Annotated in this window: 15 protein-coding genes and 3 pseudogenes; 5 read left to right on the top strand and 13 right to left on the bottom strand. The window is 60.6% G+C overall.

The genetic code is table 11. The features are described 5' to 3' along the window. Positions 1-22: 22 nt before the first annotated feature. The 11 genes from G9Q84_RS10560 to ccoN (G9Q84_RS10510) form a co-directional block, all read right to left on the bottom strand. Positions 23-2473, bottom strand: a complete 2451-nt coding sequence (locus G9Q84_RS10560) for a heavy metal translocating P-type ATPase (RefSeq protein ID WP_122681184.1) — start codon at positions 2471-2473, stop codon at positions 23-25. A gap of 112 nt (positions 2474-2585) precedes the next feature. Next, complete coding sequence (locus tag G9Q84_RS10555) at positions 2586-3125, bottom strand: FixH family protein (RefSeq protein WP_032887673.1); 540 nt, start codon at positions 3123-3125, stop codon at positions 2586-2588. 15 nt (positions 3126-3140) lie between these two features. After that, a complete protein-coding gene (gene ccoG / locus G9Q84_RS10550; protein WP_032887674.1) occupies positions 3141-4556 on the bottom strand; it encodes a cytochrome c oxidase accessory protein CcoG in 1416 nt (471 codons plus the stop codon). A gap of 351 nt (positions 4557-4907) precedes the next feature. Further along, on the bottom strand, positions 4908-5885 hold the full coding sequence (gene ccoP, locus G9Q84_RS10545) for a cytochrome-c oxidase, cbb3-type subunit III (RefSeq protein WP_095185370.1): 978 nt from the start codon (positions 5883-5885) through the stop codon (positions 4908-4910). Then, positions 5882-6067, bottom strand: a complete 186-nt coding sequence (locus G9Q84_RS10540; protein ID WP_003175465.1) for a CcoQ/FixQ family Cbb3-type cytochrome c oxidase assembly chaperone — start codon at positions 6065-6067, stop codon at positions 5882-5884. Before G9Q84_RS10540 ends, ccoP (G9Q84_RS10545) begins: the two co-directional genes overlap by 4 nt. A 6-nt stretch (positions 6068-6073) precedes the next feature. Beyond that, positions 6074-6682 (bottom strand): cytochrome-c oxidase, cbb3-type subunit II, encoded by a 609-nt coding sequence (gene ccoO / locus G9Q84_RS10535; protein WP_003193167.1) that lies wholly within the window; start codon positions 6680-6682, stop codon positions 6074-6076. Next, complete coding sequence (gene ccoN, locus G9Q84_RS10530) at positions 6682-8124, bottom strand: cytochrome-c oxidase, cbb3-type subunit I (protein ID WP_032887677.1); 1443 nt, start codon at positions 8122-8124, stop codon at positions 6682-6684. Before ccoN (G9Q84_RS10530) ends, ccoO (G9Q84_RS10535) begins: the two co-directional genes overlap by 1 nt. Positions 8125-8474: 350 nt before the next feature. After that, positions 8475-9422, bottom strand: a complete 948-nt coding sequence (ccoP, locus tag G9Q84_RS10525; RefSeq protein WP_032887679.1) for a cytochrome-c oxidase, cbb3-type subunit III — start codon at positions 9420-9422, stop codon at positions 8475-8477. Beyond that, positions 9419-9619 carry a cbb3-type cytochrome oxidase subunit 3 gene (locus G9Q84_RS10520; RefSeq protein ID WP_032887681.1) on the bottom strand — a complete coding sequence of 67 codons (201 nt, stop codon included), beginning with the start codon at positions 9617-9619 and terminating at the stop codon, positions 9419-9421. The genes ccoP (G9Q84_RS10525) and G9Q84_RS10520 overlap by 4 nt, the downstream gene beginning before the upstream one ends. Before the next feature lie 3 nt (positions 9620-9622). After that, positions 9623-10231, bottom strand: a complete 609-nt coding sequence (gene ccoO / locus G9Q84_RS10515; protein ID WP_032887682.1) for a cytochrome-c oxidase, cbb3-type subunit II — start codon at positions 10229-10231, stop codon at positions 9623-9625. A gap of 10 nt (positions 10232-10241) precedes the next feature. Beyond that, positions 10242-11666, bottom strand: a complete 1425-nt coding sequence (ccoN, locus tag G9Q84_RS10510) for a cytochrome-c oxidase, cbb3-type subunit I (protein WP_032887684.1) — start codon at positions 11664-11666, stop codon at positions 10242-10244. A 79-nt stretch (positions 11667-11745) separates the two neighbouring features. Between ccoN (G9Q84_RS10510) and G9Q84_RS10505 the strand changes: the two genes are divergently transcribed. After that, positions 11746-12438, top strand: a complete 693-nt coding sequence (locus G9Q84_RS10505) for an alpha/beta family hydrolase (protein WP_181643268.1) — start codon at positions 11746-11748, stop codon at positions 12436-12438. Between the two features lie 254 nt (positions 12439-12692). Here the strand turns inward: G9Q84_RS10505 and G9Q84_RS10500 are convergent, their stop codons facing one another. Together G9Q84_RS10500 and G9Q84_RS10495 are read right to left on the bottom strand one after the other, a co-directional pair. After that, complete coding sequence (locus G9Q84_RS10500) at positions 12693-14258, bottom strand: methyl-accepting chemotaxis protein (protein ID WP_032887688.1); 1566 nt, start codon at positions 14256-14258, stop codon at positions 12693-12695. 58 nt (positions 14259-14316) lie between these two features. Further along, positions 14317-14592 (bottom strand): annotated as a pseudogene (locus tag G9Q84_RS10495) (CPBP family glutamic-type intramembrane protease); the annotation flags it as partial. On the opposite strand from G9Q84_RS10495, the pseudogene G9Q84_RS29275 reads away from it, so the two are divergent. From G9Q84_RS29275 to tnpC, 4 genes and pseudogenes are all read left to right on the top strand, one after another. Continuing rightward, positions 14563-15055: pseudogene (locus tag G9Q84_RS29275) on the top strand (EamA family transporter); the annotation flags it as partial. The pseudogenes G9Q84_RS10495 and G9Q84_RS29275 overlap by 30 nt on opposite strands. Positions 15056-15154: 99 nt before the next feature. Continuing rightward, positions 15155-15487, top strand: coding sequence for an IS66-like element accessory protein TnpA (gene tnpA, locus G9Q84_RS10485; protein WP_185160054.1), 333 nt, complete (start codon positions 15155-15157; stop codon positions 15485-15487). Then, positions 15484-15819, top strand: coding sequence for an IS66 family insertion sequence element accessory protein TnpB (tnpB, locus tag G9Q84_RS10480; protein WP_181643266.1), 336 nt, complete (start codon positions 15484-15486; stop codon positions 15817-15819). The genes tnpA and tnpB overlap by 4 nt, the downstream gene beginning before the upstream one ends. A gap of 80 nt (positions 15820-15899) precedes the next feature. Further along, positions 15900-17470, top strand: a pseudogene (gene tnpC, locus G9Q84_RS10475) (IS66 family transposase). Positions 17471-17488: the final 18 nt, after the last annotated feature.

Here is a 17488-nt window from a genome sequence, read left to right as displayed (position 1 = left end):
CTGCACTCCATGCCCGCGCGGCTCACGCGGGCAGCGGGCGGGTGATTGAGGGGGCGCTGGCGGCCTGTGCGCTCGGCACGCGAGTCAGGCGCAGGGCGTTGAGTACCACGGTCAACGAACTGATGGACATGCCGACTGCCGCCCAGATTGGCGTGATCCAGCCCAAAGCAGCAAACGGCAACATCAGGCCATTGTATAGGCCCGCCCAGAGCAGGTTTTCAATAATCACTCGTCGGGTGCGCCGCGCCAGGCTGAAAGCCTGCACCAGAGCGTCGAGGCGATTGGAGAGCAACACCGCATCGGCACTGGTCTTGGCCAGGTCGGTGGCCGAGCCCATTGCCACGCTGATATCGGCGGCGGCGAGGACGGGGACATCGTTGACGCCATCGCCGAGCATCAGCACCTTGCGACCTTCCTTGTGCAGCTGTTGCAGCACGTGCAGCTTGTCGTCGGGACGCAGGCCGCCGTGGGCCTCGTCTATGCCCAGCTCAAGGGCGACACTGGCGACCATCGGCGAACTGTCCCCGGACAGCAGCAGTGTGCGCCAACCGCGCGCCTTGCAAGCGGCGAGCAGGGCGGGGGCGTCGCTGCGCAGGCGGTCATCCAGTACGAACCAGGCGAGGGCGCCGCTGCGGTCGCCCAGCAGCAGCCATTGCCCGGCGTCGTCCGGCGGAGCGGGGATCGGGCAGCCACTGAGTTCGCAGACGAAACCCGGCTGGCCGATGCGCAGCAGACGCTCGCCCACTCGACCTTCCAGACCGAGACCGGGCGTACTGAGCACTTCGTCAGCGGCCAGTGGCGCACGGCCAAAGGCGCGGGCAATCGGGTGTTCCGAGCGGTTTTCCAGGGCGGCGGCGAGACCCAGGCAGTCGTCGCTGCCCAATTCGCCCAGCGGCCGGATCGCGCGCAGGGCCAGGCGACCTTCGGTGAGGGTGCCGGTCTTGTCGAAAATCACCGTGTCGATCTGGTTCAGGCCCTCCAGCACATGGCCACGGGTCAGCAGCAGCCCGAGTTTGTGCAGGGTGCCGGTGGCGGCGGTCAGGGCGGTAGGTGTAGCGAGGGACAACGCACATGGGCAGGTCGCCACTAACATCGCCAGCACGATCCAGAACGCTCGTGATGAGTCCAGTTCCCACCACAGCAGGCCGATCAGCGCAGCGGCGATCAGCGAACACAACAGGAACCACTGCGCGGCGCGGTCGGCGATTTGCGCCAGTCGCGGTTTTTCGGCCTGGGCGCGCTCTAGCAGGCGCACGATGGCGGACAGGCGGGTCTCGTGGCCAAGGGCGCGCACTTCGACGGTCAGCGCGCCGTCGACGTTGAGGGTGCCGGCGGTGACGGTGTCGCCGACTTGGCGCGGTTGCGGCAAGTACTCGCCGGTGAGCAGGGACTCATCAATGCTGGACTGGCCATCGAGGATCACGCCGTCTGCTGGCAGCACCGCGCCCGGATGCACCAGCACGCGGTCGCCCAGGGCCAGTTCGCTCAACAGGATGCGTTCGCTCTGGCCGTCGTCTTTCAAGCGCAGGCACGACGCAGGCAACAGGTTGACCAACTGCGCAGTGGCCGCCGCCGTGCGCTCCCGGGCACGGCGTTCCAGGTAGCGACCGGCCAGCAGGAACAGTGCAAACATGCCCACTGCATCGAAATACAGCTCGCCGACGCCGGTGATCGCGGTCCATATTCCCGCCAAATAAGCCCCGCCAATGGCGAGGGATACTGAAACGTCCATGGTCAGGTGCCGCGTGCGCAGGTCGCGCATGGCGCCCTTGAAGAACGGCGCGCAGCTGTAGAACACGATGGGGGTTGTCAGAAACATCGCCACCCAGCGCAGGATTACATGCAGCTCCGGGCTCAGGTCGATATTGAATTCCGGCCAGGTGGCCATGGTTGCCATCATTGCCTGGAACCACAGCAGCCCGGCGACACCGAGTTGGCGCAAAGCCAGGCGGTTTTCGCTGGCCAGTTGCTCGGCGGCGCGGTCGGCCTGATAAGGATGGGCGGCATAGCCGATATGGCGCAGCTCACTGAGCACTTGGCTCAACGGCAATTGCCCGTCGGCCCAGCGCACCTGCAAGCGATGGTTGGACAGGTTCAACCGCGCCTCGGCAACGGCGGGCAAGCTGCGCAGGTGTTTTTCGATCAGCCAGCCACAGGCGGCGCAGCTGATGCCTTCCATCAACAGGGTCGTTTCAGCCAGTTCGCCTTGGTGGTGCACGAAGGGTTTTTGCACGTCCGCGCGGTCGTACAGCGCCAGTTCATCCACCAGTTGCACCGGCAGCGTTTCGGGGTTGGCCGAGGCTTCGCTGCGGTGCTGGTAATAGCTTTCCAAACCTGCGGCCACGATTGCTTCGGCCACCGCCTGGCAGCCCGGGCAGCAGAGTTCGCGGCGCTCGCCGAGGATATCGGCGGTGAACCGGCTGCCGGGCGGTACGGGCAGGGCGCAGTGGTAGCAGGGAGTGGGGGTGGTCATGGTTCGGGATCTTTGGTGGCTGGGAAGGCCCCATCGCCGGCAAGCCGGCTCCTACGAGAGGGGTGTGGGTCTGTAGGAGCCGGCTTGCCGGCGATGCGCGAAGCGCAGGTGTTTATTTCTTCAGGTCTTCGGCACCCTGCAACGGTTCATCACCCAACAGCAAGTCTTTGTCGTGGCTGACTTCTTCTTCCTCGAACAGCCGCCAGGTCTTGTCGCCTTCCACGCCCAGCAGTTCCACGAAGCGGCGGCCTTCGACTTTGTCGGTGACCTGGCCGATGTAGCGGCCGGGTTCGCTGTCGCTGCGGGCCAGGTTGATTTTGCGATCTTTCTCCGGCTGAGTCGGGGAAATCAGGTTCAGTTCCAGGGTGTTCGGGTTGCTGTAGCCGGTGAGCTTCAGCTCGACTTCACCGGTCAGTTCGTCCAAATGCAACTTGGCGCGCAGTTGCAGGGTCTGCGCCAGGCGTTCGCGGTCCAGTGAGCGGTTGATGCCCTTGCCAGCCTCGTAGTAGTTGTCGTTGACCAGGTTGTCCGGGTTGTTTACCGCGATGGTCACCATGGACAAGGTCAAGGTCACCGAGCAGGCGAGGATCCCGATGATGATCCAGGGCCAGAGGTGCTTGTACCAAGGGCTTGCGGCAGTGGCTAAGGGCATTGTTCCGTTCTCTCTTTATCGAACTTGTGGGCCGATGAATCGGCTCTTGGCTTCAATGTTGACGCTGGCGTCATCGGCATCGGTGAGGGTGAATTTCACCTCGTTGGTGCTCGACGGCAGTTGTTCCGGCGCACTCGACAGTTCCACTGGCATGCTGACGATATCGCCGGCAGCCACCTTGATCTCGCGCCGGCCCTGCAGCTTGAGGTCTGGCAGGCCTGATGCGTCGAGCACGTAGGTGTGGTCGCGCTGGTCCTTGTTCATGATCTTCAGGCTGTAGACGTTTTCGATACGGCCTTCGGCGTTTTCGCGGTAGAGCACGCGGTCTTTGCTCACGTCGAAGCCCACCAGCGACCGCATGAAGAACGCCCCGGCCAACAGGCTGATCATCGCCAGCAACACCAGGGCGTAACCGATCAGGCGTGGGCGCAGCTTGTGGGTTTTCTGCCCGGACAGGTTGTGCTCGGTGGTGTAGCTGATCAGGCCGCGCGGGTACTCCATTTTGTCCATGATGTTGTCGCAGGCGTCGATGCACGCGGCGCAGCCGATGCACTCGATTTGCAGACCGTCGCGGATGTCGATGCCGGTGGGGCACACCTGCACGCACATCGTGCAATCGATGCAGTCGCCCAGGCCTTGGGCCTTGTAGTCGATCCCTTTTTTACGCGGGCCACGCAGCTCTCCACGACGTGGGTCGTAAGAGACGATGAGGGTGTCTTTGTCGAACATCACGCTCTGGAAACGCGCGTACGGGCACATGTAGATGCACACCTGTTCGCGCAGCCAGCCGGCGTTGCCGTAGGTGGCGAGGGTGAAGAAACCGACCCAGAAATACGACCAGCCATCGGCCTGGCCGGTGAAGAAATCGAACACCAGTTCGCGGATCGGCGAGAAGTAGCCGACGAAGGTAATCCCGGTGGCAAAACCGATCAGCAGCCACAGGCTGTGCTTGCTGAATTTGCGCAGGAATTTGTTGGCGCCCATCGGCGCTTTATCCAGCTTGATGCGTTGGTTGCGGTCGCCTTCGGTGACTTTTTCGCACCACATGAAGATCCACGTCCACACGCTTTGCGGGCAGGTATAACCGCACCACACGCGGCCGGCGTACACCGTGATGAAGAACAGGCCAAACGCCGCGACGATCAGAATGCCCGACAGCAGGATGAAGTCTTGGGGCCAGAAGGTTGCACCGAAAATGAAGAACTTACGCTCCGGCAGGTTCCACCACACGGCCTGGTGGCCACCCCAGTTCAGCCACACCGTGCCGAAGTAGAGCAGGAACAAAGCAGCGCCGCCGAGCATTCGTAAATTGCGGAACAGGCCGGTAAAGGCGCGGGTGTAGATTTTCTCGCGCGGGGCATAGAGGTCGACGGTGGCGGTCGAGTGTTTGGCAGGCGGGGTAACGTCATGTACCGGTATTTGGTCGCTCATCATTGCATCCCACGGCGGTGGAGATTTGCCTCGGCCAGTACGTGCCAACCGGGGTCAAATTAGGGGTCTTGCAGTGGCGTAATGATACGCCCCCGATGCTGCGCAAGGGGTGCGACCTTTGGTCGCGTTGGGGAAAATCAATTGATGGTGTACGTGATCTGGATCAATTGACTTGTGAAGTATGGACGGTTTTTGCGGGCTCAACCTTCAAAAAGCCGAAGATCCAATGTGTGAGGGGGCTTGTTCCCGATAGCGGCGTGTCAGTCAGAGTCACTAATACTGATCCACCGTCATCGGGAGCAAGCCCCCTCTCACAAGGGTTTTTTGGTGTTTCTGGGTAAGGGGGTCGCCTTACTGCTCCTCGGCCTTCTTATCCCCATGGGACAAGCTGTAAACATACGCCGCGAGCAAGTGCACCTTGTCATTGCCTTGCAATTGTTCCTGCGCCGGCATCTGGCCCTGGCGGCCGAAACGGATGGTCTGCTGCAGTTGGGCGAAGCTCGAACCGTAGATGAAGGCGCCGGGGTGGGTCAGGTCGGGCGCGCCCATTGCTGGGGTGCCTTTACCGGCTGGGCCGTGGCAGGCCACGCAGTTGGCGGCGAAGAGTTTTTCGCCGTTGGCTACGTCGGCCTTGACGCCTTCGGGCAGTTTGCGGCCGTCGAGTTGAGTGACCACGTAGGCCGCCACGTCGCTGACACCCTCTTCTTGCAGCACCGGAAGCCAGCCCGGCATCACGGCATGACGGCCTTTCATGATGGTTTCCTTGATCGTCGCCGGCTCCCCACCCCAGCGCCAGTCGGCGTCAGTCAGGTTGGGGAAGCCGTAGGCACCCTTGGCGTCGGACCCGTGGCACACCGAGCAGTTGGACGCGAACAAGCGGCCACCCATCTTCAGGGCTTGCGGGTCTTTGGCGACTTCCTCAATGGGCATGGAGGCGAATTTGGCGAAGATCGGACCGAACTTGGCGTCCGACCGGGCCATTTCCTTTTCCCATTCGTGCACACCGGTCCAGCCGGTCTGGCCGTTGGCGAAGGGGGTTTGTTTGTCGTTGTCGAGGTAGTTGTAGCCCGGCAGCAGGCCTTTCCAATTTCCCAGGCCTGGGTACAGCACCAGGTAGCCAAGGGCAAAAATGATGGTGCCGACGAACAGCATGAACCACCACTTGGGCAATGGGTTGTCGTACTCCTCGATGCCATCGAACGAGTGGCCGACGGTCTCGTCGGTTTGCTCGGCGCGCTGGCCCTTGCGGGTCGACAGCAACAGCCAGGTCAGGGCGAAAATGGTACCCAGACTGAGGACTGTGACGTACAGACTCCAGAACGTAGTCATTCTTTGTTACTCCTAGAAGCTTGCTCGACGTGCTTGATGGCTTCGGGATCATCCGCAAAGGGCAGCAAGGTCGCGTCTTCAAACTCCGACTTGCGCTTGGGGCTGAACACCCACAACGCCAGGCCGATAAAGGCCACCATCACCACAACGGTGCCCAGGCCACGAATCATCCCGATATCCATGAAGAATCACCGTTTGCTTTTGATGATGGTGCCCAGGCCTTGCAGGTAGGCCACCAATGCGTCCATTTCGGTCTTGCCCTTTACGGCTGCAGCTGCACCGGCGATGTCTTCGTCGGTGTAGGGCACGCCCAGGGTGCGCAAGACTTCCATCTTCTTCGCGGTGTCCTTGCCGTCGAGCTTGTTTTCCACGAGGAACGGGTACGCCGGCATTTTCGACTCAGGCACCACGTTGCGCGGGTTGTACAAGTGCGCACGTTGCCAGTCATCGGAGTAACGCCCGCCAACACGGGCCAGGTCAGGGCCGGTGCGCTTGGAGCCCCACAGGAACGGGTGGTCCCATACGCTTTCGCCGGCGACCGAGTAGTGGCCGTAGCGTTCGGTTTCGGCGCGGAACGGGCGGATCATCTGCGAGTGACAGCCCACGCAACCGTTGGCGATGTAGACGTCGCGGCCTTCCAGTTCAAGGGCGGTGCGCGGCTTCATGCCTTCCACCGGCTTGTTGGTCACGTCCTGGAAAAACAGCGGAACGATCTGGGTCAGGCCGCCGATACTCACGGCGATGACCATGAAGAAGGCCAGCAGGCCGATATTCTTCTCGACTACTTCATGCTTCATCAGTGGGCTCCCACAACGGCAATCTTGGCGGCGGCTTCGGCTTCTGCCGGGTCCGAGGCACGCACGGTGCGCCAGACGTTGTAGGCCATGAACAGCATGCCGGCAGCGAAGAACGCACCGCCCAAGGCACGGACGATGTAGCCCGGATGGCTGGCTTGCAGCGCTTCGACGAACGAGTAGGTGAGGGTGCCGTCATCGTTGATCGCACGCCACATCAGGCCTTGGGTGATGCCGTTGACCCACATCGAAGCGATGTAGAGCACGGTGCCGATGGTGGCCAGCCAGAAGTGCGTGTTGATCAGCCCGACGCTGTGCATCTGCGCACGGCCGAACAGTTTGGGGATCATGTGGTACAGCGCACCGATGGAGATCATCGCCACCCAACCGAGGGCACCGGCGTGAACGTGGCCGATGGTCCAGTCGGTGTAGTGGGAGAGCGAGTTGACGGTCTTGATTGCCATCATCGGCCCTTCGAAGGTCGACATGCCGTAGAACGCCAGGGATACCACAAGGAAGCGCAGGATCGGGTCGGTGCGCAATTTATGCCAGGCACCCGAGAGGGTCATCATGCCGTTGATCATGCCGCCCCAGCTCGGAGCCAACAGGATGATCGACATCGCCATGCCCAGGGACTGTGCCCAGTCCGGCAGTGCGGTGTAGTGCAAGTGGTGCGGGCCGGCCCAGATGTAGAGGGTGATCAATGCCCAGAAGTGCACGATGGACAAACGGTACGAGTAAATAGGACGTTCGGCCTGTTTCGGCACGAAGTAGTACATCATCCCCAGAAAACCGGTGGTGAGGAAAAAGCCTACGGCGTTATGCCCGTACCACCACTGGATCATCGCGTCCGTCGCGCCGGCATACGCCGAGTAGGACTTGAACAGGCTGACCGGCAGCGATGCGTGATTGACGATGTGCAGCATCGCCGTGACCACGATGAACGCACCGTAGAACCAGTTGCCCACGTAGATGTGCTTGGTTTTGCGCTTGACGATGGTGCCGAAGAACACCGCACCGTAGGTCACCCACACAATCGCCAGCAAAATGGCGATCGGCCATTCCAGCTCGGCGTATTCCTTGGTGGTGGTGTAGCCCAGTGGCAGGCTGACGATGGCGCCGACGATGACCGCCTGCCAACCCCAGAAGGTAAAGGCGGCGAGGCCATCGGAGATCAGTCGCGTCTGGCAGGTTCGCTGCACGACATAGTAGGAGGTGGCAAACAATGCACATCCGCCGAAGGCGAAAATCACCAGGTTGGTGTGCAGCGGGCGTAGGCGACCGAAGGTCGTCCATGGCAAGTCGAAATTCAATTCCGGCCAAACCAGTTGCGAGGCGATGAACACCCCGAGCCCCATGCCAAGGATCCCCCAGACCACCGTCATGATGGCGAACTGGCGGACTACCTTATAGTTATAAGCAGTCGGACTGATTGCTGTGCTCATTCTAAGGTTCCACGGTTTAGGTTTTTTTATAGGTAAAATCGGCCGCAAGTATGTAGAAAGCGAGGGGCCATTGCAACGCAATGGCTGACCTGGATCAATGCGTTCCACGCCAGATTCTGCGCCCTTTCCATGTTTGGCGTAAGGACAAAATCAGAAATCGAAAGCTGATCGAGTGGACAGGAAATTTTGGGGGTCGCAACGACTGTCGTCGCGTACGCCAAGATCGGTCCGCTGTGCAAGCAAGCGTAGACCCGAATGGCAGTAGGGGAAAGTTGTGCTTTGGAGGGGTGTGACACTTGGTCGCGTAGCGCGGTAGAGCTGCCGCCCCAAATTGGGGCGGCAGTCAGGTGTTACTGAGCTGCGCTTTCTGGCATTGCACCATCAGCGTTGTGAGACAGGCTGTACACGTAAGCTGCGAGCAGGTGCACTTTGTCGTTGCCCTGCAACAGTTCCTGCGCCGGCATCTGGCCCTGACGGCCGTGACGAATGGTCTGCTGCAATTGCGCCAGGCTGGTGCCGTAGATATAGCCGCCTGGCAGCGTCAGGTTCGGCGCCCCCATGACTTCCATACCGTGGCCTTCCGGCCCATGGCAAGCCACGCAGGTGGTGTTGAACGCCGCTTTGCCCGCATCCAGGTCGGCAGTGCTATCGGCCGGCAGTGGCAACTTGGCCAAATCGTGACGTACATAGGCAGCGACGTTTTTCACACCGTCGTCACCCAGCACCGTACCCCAGGCCGGCATCGCCGCGTGGCGACCGTTCAGGATAGTGGTCTTGATGGCCTCAGCCGAGCCGCCCCAGCGCCAGATGTTGTCTGCCAGGTTAGGGAAGCCGAACGCGCCCTTGGCGTCCGAGCCGTGACACACCGCGCAGTTGGACGCGAACAGGCGACCGCCCATCTTCAGCGCTTGCGGGTCTTTAGCGACTTCTTCAACGGGCATGGCCGAGAATTTGGCGAAGATCGGCCCGAACTTGGTGTCGGCCTTGGCCATCTCCTTGTCCCACTCCTTGGCCGAGGTCCAACCGTCTTCATAGCCCGGCAGCACACCTTTCCAGTTGCCCAGGCCCGGGTAGAGCACCAGGTAGCCGACCGCAAACACCAGGGTGCCGGCGAACAGCATGAACCACCACTGGGGCAGCGGGTTGTCGTATTCCTCGATACCGTCGAAGGCGTGGCCCATGGTCTGGTCGACACTGCCCTTGGTCTCGCCCTTGCGGGTGGCGATCAATAGCCAGGTCAGCCCGATCAGGCTGCCGAGGGTCAGTACGCAGATCCATGTACTCCAGAATAGGGTCATGGCCGATTGCTCCTTGTTGCAGGCTCTTCTTGAGCGTCGGATGGAGAAGGTTCATCGGCGAAGGGCAGCAGGCGCGCCTGCTCGAATTCCTCATTGCGCCGGTTGTTGAACACCCACAGCGACAGGCCGATAAAGGCGATGGCAACGACCAGCGTGCCAAGGCCGCGGATGGTGCCCGCATCGAATTCAAATCCCATGGCTCACCTCTTGCTCTTGATGGCAGTGCCGAGTACTTGCAGGTACGAAACCAGCGCGTCCATCTCGGTCTTGCCCTTGAGGCTGGCCACGGCGCCACTGATGTCGTCGTCGGTGTATGGCACGCCGAGGGTGCGCATTACTTTCAACTTGTTCTCGGTGTGGCTGCTGTCGACCTGGGCCGTGACCAGCCACGGGTAGGCCGGCATCTTCGACTCGGGCACTACGTTGCGCGGGTTGTACAAGTGCGCGCGGTGCCAGTCGTCCGAGTAGCGGGCGCCAACGCGGGCCAGATCCGGGCCGGTGCGCTTGGAACCCCACAGGAACGGGTGATCCCACACGCTTTCGCCCGCCACCGAGTAGTGGCCGTAGCGTTCGGTTTCGGCGCGGAACGGACGGATCATCTGCGAGTGGCACTGCACGCAGCCTTCGCGGATGTAGATGTCGCGGCCTTCCAGTTGCAGCGCGGTGTAGGGCTTCATGCCTTCCACCGGCTTGTTGGTCACGTCCTGGAAGAACAGCGGGACGATCTGGGTCAGGCCGCCGATGCTCACGGCGAGCACCATGAGCAGCATCAGCAGGCCGACGTTCTTTTCAATCGTTTCGTGTTTCATCACAGACTCCTCAGGCCAGCTGCGCAGTGGTGGCGGCTTCGACAGGCTGCGGCGAACGCACGGTGCGCCACGTGTTGTAAGCCATCAGGAACATGCCGCTGAGGAACACCGCACCGCCCACCAGCCGCACGATGAAGCCTGGATGGCTGGCCACCAGGGTTTCGACGAAGGAGTAGGTCAAGGTGCCGTCTTCGTTGATCGCACGCCACATCAGGCCCTGGGCGATGCCGTTGACCCACATCGAGGCGATGTAGAGCACGGTGCCGATGGTGGCCAGCCAGAAGTGCGCGTTGATCAGGCCGAGGCTGTACATCTGCTCGCGACCGAAGACTTTCGGGATCATGTGGTACAGCGCGCCGATGGAGATCATCGCCACCCAACCGAGGGCGCCGGCGTGTACGTGGCCGATGGTCCAGTCGGTGTAGTGGGAGAGGGCGTTGACGGTCTTGATCGCCATCATCGGGCCTTCGAAGGTCGACATGCCGTAGAACGCCAGGGACACCACCAAAAAGCGCAGGATCGGGTCGCTGCGCAACTTATGCCAGGCGCCCGAGAGGGTCATCATCCCGTTGATCATGCCGCCCCAGCTCGGAGCCAGCAGTACCAGAGACATCACCATGCCCAGGGACTGCGCCCAGTCCGGCAGCGCGGTGTAGTGCAAGTGGTGCGGACCGGCCCAGATGTACAGGGTGATCAGCGCCCAGAAGTGCACGATGGACAAGCGATAGGAATACACCGGACGTTCGGCCTGCTTGGGCACGAAGTAGTACATCATCCCCAGGAAGCCTGCGGTGAGGAAAAAGCCTACCGCGTTGTGCCCATACCACCACTGCACCATTGCATCCGTCGCACCGCCGTAGAGGCTGTAGGACTTGGTCAGGCTGACCGGGATTTCCAGGTTGTTGACGATATGCAGGATCGCCACGGTGATGATGAACGCACCGAAGAACCAGTTACCGACGTAGATGTGCTTGGTGTTGCGCTTCATCACCGTGCCGAAGAACACGATGGCGTAGGCCACCCAGACAATGGTGATCAGGATGTCGATCGGCCATTCCAGCTCGGCGTATTCCTTGGAACTGGTGTAGCCCAGCGGCAAGGTGATCGCAGCCAGCAGGATGACCAACTGCCAACCCCAGAAGCAAAACGCGGCGATTTTCGGCGCGAACAGCTGCGTTTGGCAGGTGCGCTGCACCGAGTAGAACGAGCTGGCAAACAGTGCGCAGCCGCCGAAAGCGAAGATCACCGCGTTGGTGTGCAGCGGGCGCAAGCGGCCGAAGCTGGTCCAGGGCAAATCGAAGTTGAGTGCGGGCCAAACCAATTGGGCGGCGAGAAAAACCCCGAGCCCCATGCCGACGATGCCCCACACCACCGTCATAATGGCGAATTGGCGGACCACCTTGTAGTTATAGGCGGTACTTAAAGTAGTGTTCATGGTTCCCCATCCACGGTTCAACCCAAGCAAATGCGGCACTTGGGCTGGAGTTATAGGCAGACTAAATAGCGAGGCAAGCATGGGCAAAGAGCACAAGGCCAGTATTGACGGGGATCAATGGGCGCAGTGTGTGCGGGAACACGGCTGGTTGTGGGATGTCGCGAAAGGGTCTATCGCGCGTACACCGGTGACGCTGATCCTGGCCCACGGCGCTGGCGCACCGATGGACTCATCCTTCATGAACGACATGGCTGCACGCCTTGCCGGGCATGGCGTCAACGTGTTGCGCTTCGAGTTTCCCTACATGGCCCAGCGTCGATTGGACGGTGGCAAACGCCCACCCAACCCGGCGCCGAAACTGCTGGAAGCCTGGCGCGAAGTGCATGCCGAGGTGCGACGTCATGTCGCTGGGAAACTGGCCATTGGTGGCAAGTCCATGGGCGGGCGCATGGCGAGTCTGTTGGCCGATGAATTGGCCGCGGACGCGTTGGTGTGCCTGGGTTATCCGTTCTACGCGGTGGGCAAGCCGGAAAAACCGAGGGTCGAGCATTTGGCCGAGCTAAAGACGCCGACGTTGATTGTGCAGGGCGAGCGCGATGCGCTGGGCAATCGGGCGGCGGTGGAGGGGTATGTGTTGTCACCGAGCATCGAGGTGAGGTGGCTGGTGGCGGGGGATCATGATTTGAAGCCGTTGAAGGCTTCGGGCTTCAGCCATGAGCAGCATCTGGAGGCTGCGGCGGTGCAGGTCGCCAGGTTTCTCGGCGCCTGTTAGGGATGTATCGGGACGTAGGTATCTACACATCTTCGATGCAAACATGCCCTGAGAAAACGAGGCTGTTGTGGGGAGCGGGCTTGCCCCGCGCTGGGCTGCGCAGCAGCCCCAAAACCTGCCAGTCGGGTGTTGCTGAAAAAATGCGGTGTCTGGGTTAGGGCTGCTTCGCAGCCCAGCGCGGGCAAGCCCGCTCACCACAGAGTTATGTGTCTGCCTTTAGGCGTTGTGTAGATAACCCTGCCCCCGGGAGCGTTCTAGCGGTTAAAACGCTCCACCAGCGAGTACTGGGTATTGGCGGTATGCGTCAATTCCTCACTCAACTGCGCCGAGTTCATCGCCTGCTCCGAGGTCTGATCTGCCAACAGCGCAATGGTGCTGATGTTACGGCTGATCTCTTCGGCTACCGAGCTTTGCTCTTCAGTCGCCGCTGCAATTTGCGTGGTCATGTCAGTGATGTGCGCCACCGCTTCACTGATGCCCACCAACGCCTGATCCGCCTCCATCACCCGCGCCACGCCTTCTTCGGCCTGGCGATGCCCGGCGTCCATGGTTTGCACGGCTGCGGCGGCGGTGTGTTGCAGCTTGGCGATCAGGGCATGGATCTGCCCGGTCGACTCGGCCGTACGCTGCGCCAGCTGCCGTACTTCGTCGGCTACCACGGCAAAGCCACGGCCCATCTCGCCGGCACGAGCGGCTTCGATAGCGGCGTTCAATGCCAACAGGTTGGTCTGGTCGGCAATGCCCTTGATCACGTCAACAACGCCGCCGATCTCATCGCTGTCCTTGGCCAGTTGAGTGACGGTCACGCCCGTCTCACCCACGGCAACCGACAGACGCTGAATGGCCTCGCGGGTTTCCCCCGCGATATCGCGGCCGCGACCGGTCAAGCGATTGGCTTCCTGAGTGGCGTCAGCCGTGCGCTGCACATGGCTGGCGACTTCCTGGGTGGTCGCGGCCATCTGGTTGACCGCTGTGGCCACCTGTTCGGTTTCCACGCGCTGGCGTTCCAGGCCGCTGGAGCTGTTGTGGGCCAGGGTGTTGGACTGCGCCGCTTGCTCGTTGAGATGCTCAGCAGTGTCCTGCAAGCGTGTAAGGCATGTCTTCAGACGCGCTTCCTGGCTGAGGATCGACATCTCTAAGCGCGCCTGAGCGCCACGGCTGTCGGTGTACATCTGCGCGATCAACGGGTCGGAGGTGGTCTGCTCGGCCAAACGCAGCAGGCGCTTGAGACCGCGCTGTTGCCAGCTCAGGCCCAGCAGGCCCAAAGGCACCGACAAACCCGCCGCCAGGGCAAAGCCCCAGTGGGAGTTGAGCGACACGCCAATCATGAAGCTCAACTGGCTGATCAGGATAAACGGCAGCCAGTCCTGCAACACCGGCAGCCACTTGTCCCGCTGGGGAACGGCCGACTTGCCCTGGTTGATACGTTGGTAGAGCGCTTCGGCCCGGCGGATCTGCTCGGCGGTGGGCTTGATGCGCACCGATTCGTAGCCGACTACCTGATTGCCTTCGAAGACCGGCGTCACATAGGCGTTAACCCAGTAGTGATCGCCCGTCTTGCAGCGGTTCTTAACGATGCCCATCCATGGCAAGCCTTGTTTGAGCGTGGCCCACATATGCCCGAACACCGCCGCCGGCACATCCGGGTGACGAACCAGGTTGTGCGGGGCGCGTACCAGTTCTTCGCGACTAAACCCACTGATCTCGACGAAAGCATCGTTGCAGTAGGTGATCACGCCTTTGGCATCTGTGGTTGAGATCAACCGTTGCTGAGCGGGGAAGGTACGTTCGCGCTGGGTAACGGGTTGGTTATTACGCATGGTTGTTCAATCCGCAAGGCTTTCAGGGGGTATCGGCGGTGCCGGGGGTTTATTTAACTTATTTTTGCAACAATTGGCTCGCCAGCGTCGGGTATGTAAACAGCTCGGAGTGAGGGGGGCAGGCTGAAATGCGTGACAATTGCTGGGCCTGAACCGGCGAAGCGGTAGGTTAGGCCATAGCGGACTAAGGCGATGCTCGTTAATAGCACGCAGCGCCAACCCGTACCCAAATGCACCAAGCCCAAGAGCAACGAAGCCAGCAGCAAGGCGAGGTTCTGGCCATGATGAAGGTGTTTGAAGCGCAGGGCAGGCCGTACTGGACGTAGCCACGGAACTGAAACTGCCGGGTCCTAGCAAGCCCCTGCTGCACGCGGTGGCGACCGGCTTGGTGTTGGTGAGGGCTTACCAAATTTCCTATCTGCTTGATCTGGGCCTAAAAGTCACGCCCGGGGTTATGGTGACCATCATGGGCGTTAACCCGATCCTTAGCGTGGTGTTGATGGACTGCAGGGTTTCTGGCGACGTGTGTTTGGCCAGGGGCTCGGTTGGCGGAGTAGATCATGGCTGCCTATCAGGGTACTGGCCTCTACGGAATGATCTCGGCTCTATCACGCAAATGCACATCACAGACAATCCTTTGGATTTTACCTGTGCCATATGTAGCTGGTCTGTTCCTGTGCGCAGTGTTTGTGCCGTTTAAACCATTTCACTTTGAGCAAAGTGCCAGCTTTTACGTACCTGTACTGTGGATGGGGTTGCCAGTGCCACTACTGGCGATACTTTTGATGTACCGTATGCGTCCGGCCAACACACCTTCCTGACCCCAGCGCCAAAGGCGATGGTGTCCACCTCAAAAATAAGTGGACACCATTTCTAGCCTTTTAAGCGGGTCTTTCATGCAGTCACAACGACGTTCCTATTCAAAATCCTTCAAGGCTCAGGTCATTCAAGAGTGCGCCCAGCCAGGGGCCTCGATTGCCAGCGTTGCGCTGAGCCACAGCCTTAACGCAAACCCCGTCCATAAATGGATTCGAGTCCAAACGCAGAAAACCATGACTCTGCAGCCTGCCTTCATTCCGCTGCCCTTGCAGCTAGCCGGCGTAAATTCGCAAGCCGCGTCGCCGACTATATGTCTCGAAATCCCGCACCCCCGCGGCAACGTCAAAGTGAACTGGCCAACCGAAAACGCCGCTGCCTGTGCCACCTTTCTGCGAGATCTGCTGCGATGATCCGCATCTATACCATCTGGCTCGCCACCGAGCCGATGGACATGCGCGCCGGCACCGACACCGCCATGGCCCGCGTGATTTCAGTGTTCGGTGCGGCGCAGCCGCACTGCGCTTATCTGTTCGCCAACCGCCGCGCCACCCGCATGAAAGTCCTGGTGGACGACGGGCTGGGTATCAGGTTGGCGGCGCGTCGGCTCCACCAAGGCAAATTCGCTTGGCCTGGCACGCGCCACGGTTCACAAATGGAGCTGAGCGCCGAACAGCTACACGCCTTGATACTGCGCTTGCCATGGCAGAGGGTTGTCCCCGGAAACGCCATTTCCGTCCTCTAAGCCGAATCATGCCCCATCCGGCAGCGCAATTGTCCGATCAGCCTGTCGTCCTGTTTACGCTGATCTGGCAAGATCGCGGCATGACTTCGATCTCCGACCTCGATCAACTGAACCCCGAACAACTGCGTGCACTCGCGGCGCAGTTGCTGCAACGCGTCTCGGCGCTCGACGAGCAAGTTGAAACGATGGGCAAGACCGTCTAGGTCATGGACAAGAAGATCCATTACGACAAAACGTTGATCGAAAAACTCAGCCACGAGATCGCCCAGCTCAAGCGTTTCAAGTTCGCCAAACGCAGCGAGCAAATGAATCCGGAACAGGCCAGTTTGCTTGACGATCTGATCGATACCGATATCGCTGCCATTGAAGCGGAACTGGAGTCGCTGCAAGTTACTCCGGCACCCCCCCAGGAAAAGCAGAAACCCAAACGTCGCGCCTTGCCGCCTGAGTTTCCCCGCACGCTGATCCATCACGAGCCGGACAATACGGAGTGTGCCTGTGGCTGCGCGCTCAAACGCATCGGTGAATATGTCAGCGAGAAGCTCGATTACACACTTGGCGTGTTCACCGTGGATCGCCATATCCGTGGCAAGTGGGTCTGCGACAGTTGCGAAACACTGATCCAGGCCCCGATGCCAGCGCAGGTGATCGACAAGGGTATCCCGACTGCGGGCTTGTTGGCCCACGTCACGATTGCGAAGTTTGCTGACCATCTGCCGTTGTATCGCCAGGAAGCCATGTTTGGCCGCGCCGGCCTAGTTATCCCGCGTTCGACCCTCGCCCAATGGATTGGCGCCTGTAGCGTGCATTTGCAGCCACTGGTCGATGCGCTGCGTGAAGTGGTGCTTGAACAGCCGGTCGTTCACGTTGATGAAACGCCGGTGCAAATGCTTATGCCGGGCACCAAGAAAACCCATCGTTCCTACGTTTAGGCTTACGCCACCAGCCCGTTTTGCGAAACCTCGGCTGTAGTTTACGACTTCAGCCTCAGCCGGGCCGGCGAGCATGCGAGTAACTTCCTGCAAGACTGGAAGGGCAAGCTGGTCTGCGATGATTTAGGCGGTTACAAGGCCAGCTTCGAACTCGGCGTGACTGAAATCGGCTGCATGGCCCATGCGTGGCGCAAGTTCTTCGAACTGCATGCGACTCACAAGATCGCGCTGGCTGAGCAAGCCTTGCGTTACATGCAGACGCTGTACGAGATCGTGGGGGAAATCAAGGATCTGGAACCGGACATACGCCGCCGAATACGGCAAGAAAAGGCGGTACCGCGGTGATGGATGCGTTGCATGGCTGGATGGTTGCCCAGCGCGATATCGTGCACAACGGTTCGGCCATTGGCAAAGCCTTGGATTACAGCTTGAAACGCTGGACGGTGCTGTCGCGCTACCTCGATGACGGGGCCGTACCTATTGATAATAATTTGTGTGAGAGCCAGATACGGCCTTAGGCGCTGGGGCGCAAGAACTGGCTCTTTGCTGGGTCGCTACGCAGCGGCAAACGCGCCGCTGCGATCATGAGTTTGATCCAGTCGGCCCGGAACAATGGGCACGATCCATATGCCTACCTGAAGGATGTGCTGACGCGCCTGCCTACGCAGCAGGCAAGTGAGATTGCAGAGTTGCTGCCGCATAGGTGGCGTCCGGCTTAGTCGTGCAAGACGGTTTGC

The organism is Pseudomonas sivasensis (assembly GCF_013778505.1).
In the GTDB taxonomy this organism is placed as follows: Bacteria; Pseudomonadota; Gammaproteobacteria; order Pseudomonadales; family Pseudomonadaceae; genus Aquipseudomonas; species Aquipseudomonas sivasensis.
Note: the sequence above shows the minus strand (reverse complement) of the source record. Positions and strands in the feature narration are given on the sequence as shown.

Coding starts and splice junctions, on each gene's coding strand:
- G9Q84_RS10560 (WP_122681184.1), bottom strand. CDS start 2,473: ATGACCACCCCCACTCCCTGCTACCACTGCGCCCTGCCCGTACCGCCC.
- G9Q84_RS10555 (WP_032887673.1), bottom strand. CDS start 3,125: ATGCCCTTAGCCACTGCCGCAAGCCCTTGGTACAAGCACCTCTGGCCC.
- ccoG (WP_032887674.1), bottom strand. CDS start 4,556: ATGAGCGACCAAATACCGGTACATGACGTTACCCCGCCTGCCAAACAC.
- ccoP (WP_095185370.1), bottom strand. CDS start 5,885: ATGACTACGTTCTGGAGTCTGTACGTCACAGTCCTCAGTCTGGGTACC.
- G9Q84_RS10540 (WP_003175465.1), bottom strand. CDS start 6,067: ATGGATATCGGGATGATTCGTGGCCTGGGCACCGTTGTGGTGATGGTG.
- ccoO (WP_003193167.1), bottom strand. CDS start 6,682: ATGAAGCATGAAGTAGTCGAGAAGAATATCGGCCTGCTGGCCTTCTTC.
- ccoN (WP_032887677.1), bottom strand. CDS start 8,124: ATGAGCACAGCAATCAGTCCGACTGCTTATAACTATAAGGTAGTCCGC.
- ccoP (WP_032887679.1), bottom strand. CDS start 9,422: ATGACCCTATTCTGGAGTACATGGATCTGCGTACTGACCCTCGGCAGC.
- G9Q84_RS10520 (WP_032887681.1), bottom strand. CDS start 9,619: ATGGGATTTGAATTCGATGCGGGCACCATCCGCGGCCTTGGCACGCTG.
- ccoO (WP_032887682.1), bottom strand. CDS start 10,231: ATGAAACACGAAACGATTGAAAAGAACGTCGGCCTGCTGATGCTGCTC.
- ccoN (WP_032887684.1), bottom strand. CDS start 11,666: ATGAACACTACTTTAAGTACCGCCTATAACTACAAGGTGGTCCGCCAA.
- G9Q84_RS10505 (WP_181643268.1), top strand. CDS start 11,746: ATGGGCAAAGAGCACAAGGCCAGTATTGACGGGGATCAATGGGCGCAG.
- G9Q84_RS10500 (WP_032887688.1), bottom strand. CDS start 14,258: ATGCGTAATAACCAACCCGTTACCCAGCGCGAACGTACCTTCCCCGCT.
- tnpA (WP_185160054.1), top strand. CDS start 15,155: ATGCAGTCACAACGACGTTCCTATTCAAAATCCTTCAAGGCTCAGGTC.
- tnpB (WP_181643266.1), top strand. CDS start 15,484: ATGATCCGCATCTATACCATCTGGCTCGCCACCGAGCCGATGGACATG.